Origin of the sequence: Patulibacter minatonensis DSM 18081 (genome assembly GCF_000519325.1) — a bacterium.
Classification (GTDB): domain Bacteria; phylum Actinomycetota; class Thermoleophilia; order Solirubrobacterales; family Solirubrobacteraceae; genus Patulibacter; species Patulibacter minatonensis.
This window is the reverse complement of sequence record NZ_KI912613.1, coordinates 1,136,555-1,151,622: the sequence shown is the minus strand read 5'-3', so window position 1 is coordinate 1,151,622 and position 15,068 is coordinate 1,136,555. Positions and strand designations below refer to the sequence as shown.

Annotated in this window: 13 protein-coding genes and 1 tRNA gene; 8 read left to right on the top strand and 6 right to left on the bottom strand. The window is 76.7% G+C overall.

What is annotated here, in order from left to right:
* Positions 1–100: 100 nt before the first annotated feature.
* Both PATMI_RS0105280 and PATMI_RS0105275 read left to right on the top strand, forming a co-directional pair.
* On the top strand, positions 101–1,159 hold the full coding sequence (locus PATMI_RS0105280) for a M23 family metallopeptidase (protein ID WP_157260623.1): 1,059 nt from the start codon (positions 101–103) through the stop codon (positions 1,157–1,159).
* A 99-nt stretch (positions 1,160–1,258) separates the two neighbouring features.
* Positions 1,259–1,331 (top strand) — tRNA-Phe (locus PATMI_RS0105275).
* A gap of 100 nt (positions 1,332–1,431) precedes the next feature.
* Here the strand turns inward: PATMI_RS0105275 and PATMI_RS37240 are convergent.
* A complete protein-coding gene (locus PATMI_RS37240; protein ID WP_026910120.1) occupies positions 1,432–2,805 on the bottom strand; it encodes a winged helix-turn-helix domain-containing protein in 1,374 nt (457 codons plus the stop codon).
* A 538-nt stretch (positions 2,806–3,343) separates the two neighbouring features.
* Here PATMI_RS37240 and PATMI_RS27590 point away from each other — a divergent pair.
* Positions 3,344–6,142, top strand: a complete 2,799-nt coding sequence (locus PATMI_RS27590; RefSeq protein WP_036725279.1) for a helix-turn-helix transcriptional regulator — start codon at positions 3,344–3,346, stop codon at positions 6,140–6,142.
* A gap of 12 nt (positions 6,143–6,154) precedes the next feature.
* On the opposite strand, the gene PATMI_RS33930 is transcribed toward PATMI_RS27590, so the two are convergent.
* The gene (locus PATMI_RS33930; protein WP_026910119.1) at positions 6,155–7,033 is read right to left on the bottom strand and encodes a hypothetical protein; all 879 of its coding nucleotides are present in this window, start codon (positions 7,031–7,033) and stop codon (positions 6,155–6,157) included.
* Positions 7,034–7,285: 252 nt separating this feature from the next.
* Between PATMI_RS33930 and PATMI_RS0105255 the strand changes: the two genes are divergently transcribed.
* Positions 7,286–8,905, top strand: a complete 1,620-nt coding sequence (locus PATMI_RS0105255) for a hypothetical protein (RefSeq protein WP_026910118.1) — start codon at positions 7,286–7,288, stop codon at positions 8,903–8,905.
* A 23-nt stretch (positions 8,906–8,928) separates the two neighbouring features.
* Here the strand turns inward: PATMI_RS0105255 and PATMI_RS27580 are convergent, their stop codons facing one another.
* Positions 8,929–9,837: a hypothetical protein gene (locus PATMI_RS27580; RefSeq protein WP_051471083.1), complete on the bottom strand. Its 909-nt coding sequence runs from the start codon at positions 9,835–9,837 to the stop codon at positions 8,929–8,931.
* 213 nt (positions 9,838–10,050) lie between these two features.
* On the opposite strand from PATMI_RS27580, the gene crcB (PATMI_RS0105245) reads away from it, so the two are divergent.
* Complete coding sequence (gene crcB, locus PATMI_RS0105245) at positions 10,051–10,416, top strand: fluoride efflux transporter CrcB (RefSeq protein ID WP_026910117.1); 366 nt, start codon at positions 10,051–10,053, stop codon at positions 10,414–10,416.
* On the top strand, positions 10,413–10,784 hold the full coding sequence (crcB, locus tag PATMI_RS0105240) for a fluoride efflux transporter CrcB (RefSeq protein WP_026910116.1): 372 nt from the start codon (positions 10,413–10,415) through the stop codon (positions 10,782–10,784). The genes crcB (PATMI_RS0105245) and crcB (PATMI_RS0105240) overlap by 4 nt, the downstream gene beginning before the upstream one ends.
* Positions 10,785–10,812: 28 nt before the next feature.
* On the opposite strand, the gene arfB is transcribed toward crcB (PATMI_RS0105240), so the two are convergent.
* Entirely contained in the window at positions 10,813–11,223 is a 411-nt protein-coding gene (gene arfB, locus PATMI_RS0105235; protein ID WP_026910115.1) for an alternative ribosome rescue aminoacyl-tRNA hydrolase ArfB, read from the bottom strand.
* A gap of 140 nt (positions 11,224–11,363) precedes the next feature.
* On the opposite strand from arfB, the gene PATMI_RS0105230 reads away from it, so the two are divergent.
* Positions 11,364–11,564 (top strand): hypothetical protein, encoded by a 201-nt coding sequence (locus PATMI_RS0105230; protein ID WP_026910114.1) that lies wholly within the window; start codon positions 11,364–11,366, stop codon positions 11,562–11,564.
* 117 nt (positions 11,565–11,681) lie between these two features.
* On the opposite strand, the gene PATMI_RS33925 is transcribed toward PATMI_RS0105230, so the two are convergent.
* Together PATMI_RS33925 and PATMI_RS27570 are read right to left on the bottom strand one after the other, a co-directional pair.
* Positions 11,682–12,761 carry a L,D-transpeptidase family protein gene (locus tag PATMI_RS33925; protein WP_051471082.1) on the bottom strand — a complete coding sequence of 360 codons (1,080 nt, stop codon included), beginning with the start codon at positions 12,759–12,761 and terminating at the stop codon, positions 11,682–11,684.
* Positions 12,762–12,884: 123 nt separating this feature from the next.
* Positions 12,885–13,814, bottom strand: a complete 930-nt coding sequence (locus PATMI_RS27570) for an alpha/beta fold hydrolase (protein ID WP_051471081.1) — start codon at positions 13,812–13,814, stop codon at positions 12,885–12,887.
* A 143-nt stretch (positions 13,815–13,957) separates the two neighbouring features.
* Between PATMI_RS27570 and PATMI_RS0105215 the strand changes: the two genes are divergently transcribed.
* On the top strand, positions 13,958–15,061 hold the full coding sequence (locus tag PATMI_RS0105215) for a 3'-5' exoribonuclease YhaM family protein (protein WP_026910113.1): 1,104 nt from the start codon (positions 13,958–13,960) through the stop codon (positions 15,059–15,061).
* The last annotated feature ends 7 nt before the right edge of the window (positions 15,062–15,068 follow it).

Here is a 15,068-nt window from a genome sequence, read left to right as displayed (position 1 = left end):
GCACCGAACCTGTGCGGTCCGGGCGCGACGGGGCCCGAAAGCTGCACCGAACCTCCAGCTCCGGGGTGCGGCCGGCCCGAGCCGTCACATTCGTCGAGCCATGTCGCGGGCCACACCACCACACGACCACGTGCTCCGCACGCGGTCGGTGAAGACGACAGCGGTCCTTCTTGCCGCCGTGACCCTGTCGTGCGCCGCCGGCGTCGGTGCCTCCTCAGCCTCGTCGGCGGGGGCACCGACGCCGACGACGCCCGATGCGACGAGCACCGCCACCGGCGGCGGGACGTCCGTCCCCGCATCGACCGTCACCGACGGCTCCGGCACGCCCACGGTGCCGAAGCGCATCCCCGACGCGCCGGCACGGGTCCGCGCGGTCGTCACCCGCTTCGCGATCAGCACGCCGTCCTGGGACGCCGGCGCCGCCGCCCCCACGGTCGCGATCCGCCTCGACGCGCGCCGCGTCACCTCCGCCCGGGTCCAGATGCGCGTGCAGGACTACGCGTCCGGCAAGCTCGTCCTCCGGCAGACCTTCGGGGTCGTCCGCTCCGGCGTCGACGTCTCCACCGCGCTCACGCCGCGCCTGGCGAAGCTCCCGGGCCGCTACCGCCTCAGCCTGATCGTCCGGGACCAGACCGGCCGCCGCACGGTCAAGGCGCACTCCCTGCGCGTCAAGTCCCCGGTCGCCGCCGCCACGACGACGGTCCCCGCCGGCGGGGCCGCCTACGTCTTCCCCGTCCAGGGCCCCTGCAACTTCCGCAGCCTCCCGGCCCAGCGGTTCCACTCCGCCCGCGAGGCCGGCCGCGCCCACAACGGGCAGGACATCGGCACCTACAGCGGCTTCCCGCCCGTCGTGGCGTACACCGCCGCGACCGTCGACCAGGTCTTCTACGACACCGCGGGCGGCGGCTGGACGATCATCTTCAACGGCGACGACGGCATCGCCTACGGCTACCTGCACCTGAAGGCCGGCTCGATCGTCGTGGCGCCCGGCGACCGGGTGACGGCGGGGCAGCGCGTCGCCAACGCGGGCAACACCGGCGGCGACTACGACCCCCACCTCCACTTCGAGATGCGCCCGATCCCGTGGAGCGCGCACCGCGCCGACGCCGTCGACCCGATGCCGTACCTCGTGAAGCTGTCGAACCCCTGCGACGGCTGACCGCCGGCCCGCCTCCTGGGCGGACCGTGAGGCGTCCGCCGTCCGGGAGGGGCGGCGGACGCCTCACGGCCCCCTCCGGTACCCTGATCGGTCTGTCCTGGCGGGATAGCTCAGTTGGTAGAGCACACGACTGAAAATCGTGGTGTCCCCGGTTCGAGTCCGGGTCTCGCCATCCTCCGGAACGCCCGATCCCTCGGGCGTTCCGTCGTTCGGGCCACGTGGCCGGGCGGTGTCGGGGCGCGGACGGGCGGCGGTGCCTGATCCCGGTCTGGTCAGGCGGCCGCGGCGCGCGTCGCCGCGACCCGCCCCGCCGGCACGCCCACCGGGTCGCCGTCCCGGAGCACCCGCCGTGCCGCGGCGGGGTCGCCCGCCGCGATCGCGAGCTCCGCCCGCAGGAGCAGCGTCAGGCCGTGGTGCCCGGAGCCCGGGACGGCACCGGTCCGGACGGCGGCCTCGCCGAGCGCGACGTGCGCGGCTCCGAGGTCGCCCCGCGCGCGCAGGGCGTCCGCGAGCGCCTGGTGCGCGAGGACCGGCTCCAGCCACGTCGCGCCCGGCCGCCGCGAGATCCGCCGGGCGTGCCGCGCCAGCGCCTCGGCGCGCTGCGGATCCCGCGGTGCGACGGCGAGGGCCAGCAGCGCCAGCGACCAGCAGCGTGTCGCCGGATCGACGGTCGCGCCGATGCGGGGCTCGAGGTGCGCCCGGACGGCCTCGTCGTCCCCCGTGCGCCAGAGCGCCAGCGCCAGCGCGGCCGACGCGGCGCCACGGACGGTCGCGTCCGCCTCGGGGTGGTCGTCGAGCTGCCGGCGGGCGGCCGCGACGTCGGCGGGCCACGCGGAGGCCGACGCCGGCGGAGCGACTCCCCGGGGCGCGTCCGCCGCGCCCGGACCGGGCAGCGCCCCGCGGTGCGCGACGTGCGCGTCGGCGATCGCGACCGCCCGGAGGACGTCGCCCGCGGCCGTCGCGTGCTCGGCCGCCGTCCCGAGGTCCCCGCACGCGGCGGACCACGCCGAGGCCCGGCGGTGCAGGGTCGGCACGAGGGCCGGCTCGAGCTCCTCCAGCAGGCGCCGGAGCGCGACCCGGAACGGCCCGCGGTGGACGGGCGCGCCGCCGGCGCCGGTGGTCAGCACGCCCGACCGCCGCGCCCGACGGAGCAGCTCGCCCGCTCCGGGCTCGGCCGTCACCGCCGCGCAGGCGTCCTCGTCGGGGCGACGGAGGGTCGCGGTCCGCAGCAGGAACCGGCGCAGGTCCTCGTCGGTGCCCGCGAGCACGTCGGACGCGACCCGGCGGGCGATCGCGACGGCGGCCGCGTCCAGCGACTCGGAGAACGTCCGCCAGCCGGGGGCGCCGGCGACCGCGTCGGTCACGAGGCCCACGGCGGCGGGCCAGCCGCCCGTGGTCCGGTGCGCCTGGGCGAGGCGCCGGTGGTCGGTCCCGGGGCCCCACGCGCTCTCGAGCACCGCGGTGGACTCCTCCGCGGTGAAGGCCAGGGCGTCGGCGTCGACCGTCGGCGCGCCGAGGCGGTCCGGCCACCCGTCCGCCGTGATCCGGGCCGCGACGACGACCCGCACGCCGTGCGGCGGTGCGGTGGCGATCGCGCGGAGGAGCTCCGTCGACTCCGGCGCCGTGACGCGGTGGGCGTCGTCCACGACGAGGGTGCCCGGTGCGGCGGGCGGCAGGCCGTCCAGCGCCGCGCGGAGGTGGGCGCGGAGGTGCTCCGGGGTCGTCGTCCCGCTCGTCGAGGGACAGCCACGCGCAGCGGCGGTCCGCGGCCCGGGCCCAGGCGGCGAGGGCGGTGGTCCGCCCGTAGCCGGCCGGGGCGGACACGACGCGGAGCGGTCCCGGCGCGGCGTCCAGCAGGGCGTCGATCCGCGGCCGGCGCAGCACGCCCTCGGGGGGCGGTGGGACGGCGAGCTTCGACTGGTCGGTCGCCGGGGATGGCGGCAGGGCGAGGGCGAGGCGGCCCGACCGGCGCGCCGGGACGCACTCGACCGACGGGTCGAGGGTCTGCCGGCCCGGGGTGCGGCCGGTGCTCGTCGGCGGGCGACGGGGCACCGGACCAGGATGCCCCAGCCCTCCCCGTCCCCGGGGCGCACGGCTCCTCGATCTTTTCGGGGTCCACCCCGACGTCGGGTGCGGCCCACCCCGACGGTACGGGTGACCACGGCCCCGGTACGTTTGTTCCACGTGCGCGACGACCGGGAGCCTCAGCGGGACCAGACCGCGGGCGAGGACCCACCGCTGCTCGACCGCGAGGGCGAGACCGCGGTCCTGCGCCGGGCCGTCCTCGGGGCGATCGCGGGCCGCGGCTCGCTGGTGGTCGTCGAGGGCCCCGCGGGCATCGGCAAGTCCCGGCTGCTGCGCGAGGCCGAGCGGCTGCTCCTGGAGCACGCCGGCACCACGAGCGTCCGCGTGCTCCGGGGCGCCGGGGACGAGCTGTACCGCAGCCGGGCGCTCGGGACGGTCCGCGGCCTGCGCGACGGGGCCGGCGCCCCGGTCCGGGTGGCGATCGCCTCCGGGGACGCCACCGACGTCCCGGACGGCGGGGCGGCCGCGGTGCAGGCGGTGCTCGGCGACCTGCGGGCGGCGGTCTCGGCCGCGGGGGCGACGCTCCTCGTCCTCGACGACGTCCACTGGGCCGACGCCGGGTCGCTGCGCGTCGTCGACGAGCTGGCCGCCGACCTCGACCGGCTGCCCCTGGCGATCGTCGTCGCGACGCGCCCCGCCGAGCCCGGGGCGCACGCGGCGCTGCTCGACCGGCTCCGCGGGCGCACCGGCGCCGCGGTCGTCCGACCGGGGCCGCTGGGCGCCGCCGCCGTCGCCCGGCTGGCCGGCGAGCTCGACGGGGGACGGAGCACCGAGGACGTCCGTCGGCTCGTCCGGCGCAGCGGCGGCAACCCGTTCCACGTGCGCGAGCTGCTCCGCAGCGGTGCCGACGACGACGGGGACGTCCCCGACGCGGTGCGGCGCTCGGTGCGGGCCGATCTGCACCGGCTCGGGCCGGCGGCGACGGCGCTCGCCCGCGCGGTCGCGGTCCTCGGCGCCGGGACGCCGCTGCGGACCGCCGCGGCGCTCGCGGACCTCGACGGCGAGCCCGCGGAGCGCGCAGCGGACGATCTCGCGCGCGTCGGGATCCTCCGCCCGGGCGACCCGCTCGCGTTCGAGCACGCGCTGATCGCCGACGCGGTCCGCGGCGAGCTCGAGTCCTTCGCCCGTGCCCGGATGCACCGGCGGGCCGCGACGCTCCTGCACGAGCACGGTGCGCCGGACGACGTCGTCGCGGCGCACCTGCTGGAGACCCGTGCCGAGGGCGACGCGTGGGTGGCGACGACCCTCCTGCGGGCCGCGCGCGCGACGAACGCCGCGGGCGACCCGGGGGCCGCGGGCCGGCTGCTGGAGCGCGCGGTGCGGGAGCCGCCGCCCGCCGCGCTGCGTGGCGACGTCGCCGGTGCGCTGGCGGAGGTCGACGCCCTCGCCGGGCGGCCCGAGGCCCCCGACCGCCTGCGCCAGGCGCTCGAGGTCATCGACGACCCGCGGCGCCGTGCCGAGCTCCGCTATGCGCTCAGCCGCGCGTTCCACCTCGCCCAGCGGTTCGACGACGCGGCGGACGCGTCCCGGGCGGCGCTCGACGGTCTCGACCCCGAGGACCCGCTGTACGACCGGGTGCTCGCGGGGTGGATGACCGACGCGATGTTCGTGCCCCACCTGCGGCCCACGAGCGACCCGCGGGCGCAGGCGGTGACGGCCGGCATCCGGGCCGGCGCGGTCGCAGCCGGGCCCCTGGTCTCCCACGCCGTCAACATGGCCGCGCTCGACGGGGCGCGCGGCGCGGTGGTCCACGACCTCGCCCGCCGCGCCACGTCCCGCGACCCGCTGGTCGACGCGTCCGCGCACGGGTTCCCGATCACGCACGTCGCCACCGGGCTCGTCCACGCGGACCTCCTCGACGAGGAGGTCACGATCCTCGGGGCCGCGGTCGACGTCGCCCGCCGGCGGTCGAACGTCCTGGCGGAGATGACCGCGATCGGCGGCCGGGCGTTCGGGCGTCACCTGCGAGGGGACGTCGGCGCGGCGCTCGCCGACGCATCCCGGGCGTTCGCGATCTCCCGCGTCACCGACACCCCGTACTCCGCGTGGTGGCTGCTCGTCGTCGTCGAGTGCCACCTCGACGCCGGCGCGGTCGACGAGGCCGGGGCGGCGCTGCGGGACGCGGACGCGGTGACGATCCCCGCCTACGCCGCGCTCCGGGTGCGCGAGGCGGAGGCCGCCGTCGCCCTCGACGCCGGGGATCCCGAGCGCGCGCTGCGGATCGCCGGGGAGGGCGAGGAACAGCGCGGCCGGTTCGGGGGCGTCCGGCTGGACCTCGGCACCCGGGACGGCCGGTGGACGATGGCCCGGGCCCTCGCCGCCGTCGGCCGTCACGAGGAGGCCGCCCGCATCGCCGACGCCGAGGTCGCGCGGACGGCGGACGCCCCCGTCGCCCGGCACCGCGCCGACGCGCTGATCCTGCAGGGTGCCGTCCGGGGCGCCGACGGCGTCGCGCCGCTCGAGGAGGCCGCGCGGCTGCTGCGCACCTCCCCGGCGCGGCTCGTCCTGCTGCGCGCGATCACGACCCTGGGCCTCGCGCGCCGCGAGGCCGGCGACGCCGCGGGCGCGCGCGAGGCCCTGCTGGAGGCCCTCGAGCTCGCGGAGCGCCTCGGCCTGGCCGCCCGCGCCGACGAGGTCCGGTCGGCGCTCCGCACCGTGGGCGCCCGGCCGCGCCGAGCGGCACGGCGCGGGCCCGAGGCCCTCACCGCGGCGGAGCTCGACGTCGCCCGCCTGGCCGCCCTGGGCCTCGGGAACCCGGAGATCGCCGCGCGCCGCCACGTCAGCCGGAAGACGGTCGAGACCCACCTCGGGCGCGTCTACCGCAAGCTCGGCATCGCGACCCGGGACGCCCTGCGGAATGCCCTGGACGACCAGGGCGGGGACGCCCGCGGGGCCTGACGCGCCGAGCGCCTACGAGGTGGCGGCGCCACCACCCGGCCCGCCGGGGCCGTCCGGGATCTCGATCGCGTCGTCGGGCTTCGTGACCGTCACCGGCTCGTCGAAACGGCTCAGACGGACGTCGGACTTCGTCGTGGTGTCCTCGTCCTCGTCGTCGCAGACGGGATCCTTCTTGCCGCCGGGTCGCGTCTTCCCGGTCTGCACGACGCGCAGCAGCAGCGGCGCGCCCTCCGCGGCGGAGTAGGCGCGGCCTGGAGCGGTCCCGGGCTTCCCGCCCTTGCCGACCAGCACGTCCGCCTTCTTCCCGTCGACGGTGTCCGTCCCACCGTCCTGCAGGTCGCCGGTGTCGTGCGCGACGCACTGACCGATGATCTTCGGGCTGAGGCGCTTGAGCTCCTTGTCGAGCCCCGAGGCGGCGACGGGGACGCTGACCCACCTGTCGGCGAAGAGCTTGGCCGTCCGGGCGGACTCGCGGCGCCAGAACGCGTCGTCGGCGCGGATGAACGCGTCGTCGCCGATGACCCGCATGTCGGCCCGGCCGGCGGACTTCAGCCGGATCGTGATGTTCGCCCTGCCGTCGTCGGTGATGTCGCCCGACAGCGTCTGGTCGCCGTCCTCGTCCGTGCTCTCGCCCTCGAAGTGGAAGGTGCGGACCTTCGACATCGCGGCGGAGATCGCGGCGATCCGGGCCTTCGGGTCGCGGGGGGCCGTCCCCGTGGTCGCGGGCCCGACCGTCGTGGTCGTGGTCGGCGGTGCGACGGCGGTCGTGGTCGGTGTCGACGCGGACGTGCGGGCCGTGGTGGCCGGGTCGTCGTCCGAGCCACAGGCGGCGAGGACGAACGGGACCGCGAGCAGCGGGAGGAGGCGGGATGAGCGTGGGGACCCGAGCATGCGGACACGGTACTCGCGGCACCGGCGCGCGGTCCGCGCGCCGGTACGTGCGCTCAGACCAGGGTCCCGGGCGGCAGGCCGTACCTCCGGGCGACCGGCACCTGGCCGGGCCGCGGTCGCGGAACGCGCTTCCGCCAGACGGCGGAAGCCGCGCGAGCCCCCGCAACCACCCGCGACGGACCGGGTTTCCTGAGATGGACGACGGTGCGCAGCGCGTCGCCGTCCGTCGAATCCCCCACACCAGGAGTTCCCATGCGTTCCTCGATCCGGCGCGTCCTCGCGGTCGCCTCCGTCCTCGTCCTCGTCCCATCCGCCGCGCACGCGGCGAAGCCCGTCCCCGTCAGCGGTGGCGTGGCCGGAGAGGTCGAGGCCGTCTCGCCCGACGGCACGGTCCTCGCGCTCGACGCGGGACGGAAGGGCGGCCTGAAGGGCGCCGTGGTCGACGGGTCCGGACGTCCCTCGGTGACGACGGCCCTCGGGGGGTGGGGTGGCTCGTCCGCGGTGGCGGCGTCGTCGCCGGCCGGTGCGGCCGCGGTCGCCGCGCCGTCCGACGGGAACGACCACCTCGTCGTGGGCCTCCGCGCCCCCGGATCCCCGTTCGCGCCGTTTGCCGACCTCGCGACGACGGCCGCGTCGAACACCGCCTCGAGCGTCGCGGTCGCCGGTGGCGTCGTCCTGGCCGGGGGCACCGCGTCGCGGAGCGGGTCGACCACCCAGGAGCCCGTCGTCCTGCGGCGCCTGGCCGACGGCACGGCGCCGGCGCCGGTCGTCCTCCCCGGGCCTCCCGGGCAGGGCATCGACGCGTTCGACGTGCAGGTCGGCGTCGACGACGCGGGCCGCGGGGTCGTCGCGTGGACGACGGGCGCCAAGGCCGCGCGCCGCGTCCAGGTCGCCACGATCGCCGCGGACGGGACGCTCGGGACCCCGGTCGCCCTGCCCGGCGTCGCGCCGGCGGGACCCTACGCCGACCAGCCATCGGCGGTGCTCGTCCGCGTCGCTCCCGACGGCACCGGCGCGGTCGCCTGGCGCTCCGACGGCCGGACGCGCGTCGCACCCGTCTCGACGACCGCCGGCGTCGACGTCTCCGGCGCCGCGTCGGTGCCGATGGTCGGCGCCACCGCGCTCCAGCCCGACGGTGCCGCCGTCGTGGTGTCGGCGAAGCGCTCGAAGGGCACGGTGACCGCGCGGGTCGCCGGACGCGCGGCTGGGAAGTCGTTCTCGGCCGTCCGCACGAAGCGGGGGGTGCGCGGCGGGGTCGTCGGCGTGGCCCTGGCCCGCGGACGCTGGGTCGCGGCGTTCGCGACCGACCCGCTGGGCCGCGACCTGCACCCGAGCTCGCTCCTGACCGGCGACGCCGGAGGGGTGCCGAGCCCGGTCCTCGGCCTGCCGACCGCGTCGATCTCCCAGCTGTCGCTCCGCGTCGCCGCCCCGGGCGGCAGGCCGCTCGCGTTCGCACGGGCCCGCCGGGAGATCGAGGACCGCGACGGCGGCGTGCGCCAGACCGGTGTCCGCACCGAGACCCTCCGCGTCGCCGCGGGAACGCCGAAGCGGGCACGAGCGAGCTTCAGCATGGCGAGCAGCCAGCGGATCGGTCGCGGGAAGCAGACCCTGCGACTGCGGCTCACCTGCCGCTCCGCGTGCGCCTACCGCGTGCTCGGCACGGTCCGCGTCGGCACCGGCGGCCGGTTCGACGTCGCCCGCACCGCGTCCCGGGGCACGCACACCGTCCGGGTCCCGTACCAGGGCGAGAGCTCCGGCCACGAGGCGTCGAAGCCCCTCCGCGTCACGAAGCGCTCGAGGATCGCGATCGCGGTCGACGACGCCGCCGGTGGCGAGACGATCTGGCGCCGGACGGTGACGGTCCGGCCGTAGGCGGAGAGCCCCGCCGGGCGGCCTCAACGCTGCCCGGTGCGGTGCTCGCCCCGGGCCTCCGCCTGCGCCTCCGCCATCGCGCGCGCCTGGACCTCGAGCGCGGCCTCGACCGACGCTGCGTGGGCGCGGCGCTCCGCCGCCGCGGCGTCCTCCTCGCGCGTGGCGGGGGGCGCGGGCAGCTCGACCGGGAAGCCGCCGATCGCCGCCCGGAGCCGCTCGACGAGCACGGCCGACCGGCGGTGCTGCGCGAACCGCTCGGCCGCCCGCCGCTGCCGCTCGGGGTCGCGGTCGCCGTACCGCCAGCGCGCCCACGGCGACCCGGGCTTGCCCAGCCGGACGAGTCCCCACAACCCGACGGGCGGGAACACGAGGGCGCCGAAGCCGTGGAAGAACCGCCCCTTGACGAAGCAGACCCCGGTGATCAGCAGCGCGCCCAGGGTGTACCCGGCCGAGACGAGGGTGGCCAGGACGTCGTCGCCGGTCGCGATCTTCAGCGGGTTGATGCCGAGGAAGATCAGCCCCATGAACGCGGCGGTGATCGCGACGGCATCGATCGACTGTCGTCCCTCCCGCGCCCAGTAGACGTCCCGCAGGTAGACCCACAGCGCGAACTCGTCGAACGTCAGCCCGACGCCGATCCCGAAGACGATGGCGGAGACCTGGAACCACGGTGCCTGCCCGCCGAACGCGAACCCGAGGGTGCCCCCGGCCATCATCAGGCAGATGCCCCACACGAGGTGGTGCAGGTGGACGCCGCCGGTGACGACGCTGCCGGGCCACCACGGGAACCGCTCGCTGCGGGACATCCGCGCGCTGGTGCGGATGAAGAGGAACGAGCCGAGGAAGGCCGCCAGCACCAGGAAGATGCCTTCGCGGCCGGGCTCCTGGACGTACTCCCGCCACTGGTCCGCTGGGAACGTGGCGAGCACCATCACCCCGGGACGGTACCGGGCGCCGTGCGATTCACCGCCCGTTCACCGCGGGCGTGGCCGCGGTCACGGGGCGACCGGACGTGGCCACGGGGCGTGGCGCCCCGCCGCTCGCGCGGCCCGGCGGCGTACCCTCGGTCGGGCCCCGTGCCCGCCGACCCGTCATCCGCTCCCGGTCCGAGCGCCGCCGTCCGCCCCGCGGCCCGGGCGCACCTCCTGGCCGCCGTCTTCCTCGGCGGCATGCTCGGCACCCTCGCGCGCGTGGGCCTGGCGGAGCTCGCCTCGCGCGACGATCCGGCCTCGTGGCCGTGGGCGACGTTCGCCGTCAACCTCGTCGGCGCGTTCCTCCTGGGCTGGTGGGCCACGCGGCTCCTGCGCGCCCCCGACGTCGACCCGCGCGTCCGCCCGTTCCTGACGACGGGGATCTGCGGCGGCCTGACGACGTTCTCGACGTTGCAGCTCGAGCTCGTCGACCTGGTGCGCGCCGACGCGTGGGGCGTCGCGGCGCTCTACGTGGTCGCGTCGGTGGCGCTCGGCGTCTCCGCGGTCCTGGCGGGTCGGGCCCTGGCGGGGCGACCGTGACGCTCCTGACCTGGCTCGGCGTGGCGCTCGCCGGTGGCGTCGGGTCCGTCCTGCGCTTCCTGGTCGACGAGGCGGTCCGGGCCCGCGTGCCGGGAGCGTCGTTCCCGCGCGGCATCCTCGTGGTCAACGTCTCCGGCGCGCTGCTGCTCGGCCTCGTCTCCGGCCTGGCCCTCCCGCACGACGCGTCGCTGATCGTCGGCACCGCGCTGATCGGCGCCTACACCACGTTCTCGACCTGGATGCTCGACACGGTGAACGCGGCCTCGGCCCGCCTGGCCGGCGTCGCGGTCGCCAACGTCCTGGTCAGCCTCGCCCTGGGCCTCGCGGCCGCGGCGCTCGGTCGGGCGCTGGGCGCCGGCTGGGCGTAGGCGCCGCGCGCGGCGGCGACTGCCCGGGCTACCAGTCGCCCTTGGGCCGGCGCCGCTCCTTCTTGACCTGCCCGCGCTTGACCTTCGACTCGACGCGCTTGCGCTTGGCGCTGCGCGACGGCTTGGTGGCGCGCCGGGTCGGGTCGACGTGGATCGCCTCGCGAATCCGGTCGGCCAGGCGCTCGAGGGCGAGGTCGCGGTTGCGGCTCTGGCTGCGGGCGTCCTGCGAGACCGCCCGGACGACCGGGCCGACGCGCTCCAGCACCAGCGCCCGCTGCCCGGGCGACAGGGCGCTGCTCGCGCGCACGTCGAACGAGACCTCGATCCGCGACGAGGTCATGTTCGCGTGCTGGCCGCCGGGTCCCGACGAGCGGCTCGCGCGGATCACGAGGTCGCTCAGCGGGATCCGCGTGCCGCCGTTGATGCGCAGCGACTCCATGGGTCGCCCTCCAGCGTAGGCGCCCCGCCGTCGGCGTGGTGGCCCGCCGGACGGGGTCGACGCCCGATCCCGTCGCCCGGGCGAGCGTCCACGCGCCACGAACGGTCCCGGTGGGCGCCCGTCCGATCTACCATGGAGGGATGAGCGATCTCCAGCGCCGTTCGGGCCGCAACCTCAGCCGCAGTCAGAAGGTCGACCGCGCGTTCAAGCTCACCGTCGCGACCGGCGGGCTCGGCGTCGGCGGCATCGTGCTGCTGTTCGTGTCGCCGGGCATCGGCGTCGTGCTGCTCGTGCTGGCGGCGATCTCGGGCTTCATGCTCAAGAACACGCTCGGCAAGTAGCTCGAGGACGAGCACCGGCCCCGCGAGGCCCGGACCGACGGGGTCGGCCCGGCGGGTCGGGGCCCACCCCGGTCCCGGCGTGCCGCCGGACCGGCGCTCGGCGCGCCCCGCGTCCCCTCAGCGGATCTTGACCGGGGTCCCCATCGGGATGCGCCCGTAGAGGTCGATGACGTCGGACGGGTGCATCCGCAGGCAGCCGTGCGACGCGCGGGTGCCGATCGACCAGGCCTCCGACGTTCCGTGGATGCCGATGCCGTCGCGGAGGCCGAGCCAGCGGGCCTTCAGCGGGTTGTTCGGCGCGCCGCCCGGGATCACCTGACCGGCGAGCGAGCCGGCCCAGGCGGAGTTCGGCACGTGCCAGGCGGGATTCACCTGCTTCGAGGTGATCGAGTACATGCCGGCCGGGGTCGTGTGGCCCTCGGAGCCGACGGCGATCTTGTAGGTCTTCGACAGCTTCAGGCGCTTGAAGACCCGCAGGCGGAAGGTCGGGCGGTCGACCGTGATCAGCGTCGCGTACTGGCGCTTCAGGCCCGCGACGGTGACCGACGCGGTCGTGCGGACCACGGAGAGCTTCAGCGCGCGCGGCTTCGTCGGGTCCTTCAGGACGCCGTCGACGAGGGACTCGAGCTTGCCGCGGTCGAGCTTCCAGCCGTTGCGGGAGCCGGTGACGCGCTGCTTCGTGATGCCGATCTTGATCGTCGCGTTGCGCGAGGACTTCTGCATCGAAGAGATCGAGCGGTACCAGCGGGCGAGCTTGCCCTTGCTCCAGGTCGCGACGACCGGGAGCGACGTGTTCGGGGCGGCCTTCGCGGCGGCCTGCGAGATCGCCTCGAGGTCGAAGCGGTACGTGATGGTGCTCATCTTGAGCGTGTGCGGGCGGCCCGCGACGGTGAGCGCGACGGACGCGTTGGACGGGGCCTTCGCCTCCAGCGTGCTGCGGAGCCGCGCCTTGGCCTTCGTCTGCGTGAGGCCCGACAGGTCGACGTCGCCGAACTTCACGCCGGCGGCGACGACGGGGCGCGCCGGGTCGGCGGGCGTCGTCGGCGTGGCGGGGGCGGTGGTCGTGGTCGCCGGGACGGCCGTGGTCGCCTGGGCCTTCGCGGCGGACGCTGAAGCGGGGACGACGGCGGACGCGACCAGCGCGCCCAGCAGGACGGTGCGCGCGGCGGGGGCCACGCGGAGGGAGTACGACGGCATCACTGCATCGTAGGTCGGCCCTCCGGACGCCGAGCCGGGTGCAAGACGCCGTGCGCCGGCGGACGGCGTCCGCCGGAAGGCGGGGCCCGGTCCCGTGCCCGTGGGCCACGGGACCGGCGGGCCTCAGGCCGCGACGAGCTCCTGGACCTCGTGCCCGACCGGCGCGGCGTCCCAGTCCTCGGCCCGCAGGGCGCACCGGAATCCGGTCAGCAGGTCGCAGACGAGCTCGGGGACCTCGAGCTGCGGGCAGTGCCCGACGCGGGCGAGGCGCTCGTACCTGGCGTCCGGCAGCGCGGCGAGCAGGTGGCGGGACCCGCGGCAGGTGACCATGCGGTCGCGCTCGCCCCAGACGAGGAGCACCGGGCAGGTGACGCGGTCCAGGTGGAACGGGGCGACGAGCTCGCCCTTCAGGCGCCGCCCGGTGGCCAGCAGGCGGCGGATGTCCCGTGCGCTCTTGAAGTGGCTCGCGAACGCCTCCAGGTCCTCGCGCCGCGCGAGCGACGGGTCGCCGTAGGCGAGCTGCTTGAAGACGCGTGCCGTGATCGTGCGCAGGACCGGGCCCGGGACGGGCATCGCGTCGTTCAGCGCCCAGCGCAGGAGCGGCTGCTGCTCGATCACCCGGAACCAGCCCGGATGGTCGAAGCCGGCGGGGCCGATCGGCACGACGCCGGCGGGCGACGGCAGCTCCTCGGCGCACCGCAGCGCGACGGCGCCGCCCATGGAGTTGCCCGCGAGGATCGGGGCCTCGTCGCCCCACAGCATCCGTGACGCCGCGTGCACGACGCGGACGTACTGCTCGAGCATGGGCTCGTCCGGGAGCAGGCGGTCGGCGTGGCCGAAGCCCGGCAGGTCGACCGCGGCGGCCCGCTGCCCGCGGTCGGCGAGCAGGCGCAGGACCCGGCGCCAGGTGTCGGCCGAGTCGGAGTACCCGTGCAGCAGGAGGATCGGGGCGCCGCCGCTGCCCGCCGGGAGGCCGGTCCCGACCTCCAGGACGCGCGTGCGGAAGCCCGCCACGACGGTGGAGCGCTCCGAGATCGCTGGACGCGGATTCATCGTGTGACGCTACCTGCTGCGGCGGGACACATGGAGCTCATGTGTTCCCGGATCGGAGCGTTCGCACACACGATCGCGTGTGTACATCGGTACGTGGACGTTCGTTGGCGTTGTCATCCGGGCGCGGTCGTAGCGTTGCAGCCATGGAACTGCGTGAGCTCGACCACGGATCGTCCGTGGACCAGGTGCTCCTCGTCCGTGGTGCCGACCTGCGCACGAAGCGCGGCGGCGACGACCAGTTCCTCCGCCTGGAGCTCGCGGACCGCTCGGGCAGCGTGACCGCGATGATCTGGGAGGACGCCGCGGCGGTCGCCGAGGTCGCGGTCCGCGGCAGCGCGGTCCGGGTGGTCGGGCGCTTCGAGGTCCACGAGCGGTTCGGTCGGCAGATCGCGATCGACCGCGTCGAGGCCATCGCGCAGGAGGCCGTCGACCTCTCGACCCTGGTGGAGGGCCCGTCGCAGCCCGTCGCCGAGCTGGAGCGCCGGTTCTTCGCCCTGATCGAGCGCACCACCGATCCATGGCTCCGGCGCCTGCTGGACCGCGTCTTCGACCCGATGGGCGCGTTCTGGCCGCGGTTCCGCGCCGCGCCGGCGGCCAAGCACTTCCACGAGGCGTACCCGCACGGCCTGCTGGACCACACGCTGCGGGTCGCGGAGTCCGTCGAGGCCCTGGCCCCGACCTTCGCCCCGGTCGACCGCGACGTCGCGGTGGCCGGCGCGATCCTGCACGACATCGGCAAGGCCCACACGTACACGGCGGATCCGGTGTCCCCGGACCTCACGGACGTCGGGCGGCTCGAGGGGCACATCATCATCGGCTACGAGATCGTCCGCCGGGTCGTCGGCGCGATCGAGGGCTTCCCGCCGGAGACCGCGCGCTCGATCCGGCACATCGTGCTCAGCCACCACGGCAAGCTCGAGTACGGCAGCCCCGTCGTGCCGGCGACCCGCGAGGCGATCCTCGTGCACCAGGCCGACGACCTGGCCGCGCGGATGGGCAGCCTGGACCGCCTCGAGCGCGGCATGGGACCGGGCGAGTCGTGGTCCGCGTTCGACCGCGCGCTGAGCGGCGCGGCGTTCTTCGGGCCGGCGCGCGGGGGCGACCACGAGGCCGCGCCCGACCCGCCGCCCGCCGCGGCGGAGGCCGGGACCGACGCCGCTGCGCCGCCCCGGATCGGCGGCGACCAGACGTCGATCATGGGCCCGGGGTCCTCGATCCCGTCCGGCATGGACCTCCACGCGGCCTGAGCCCGTC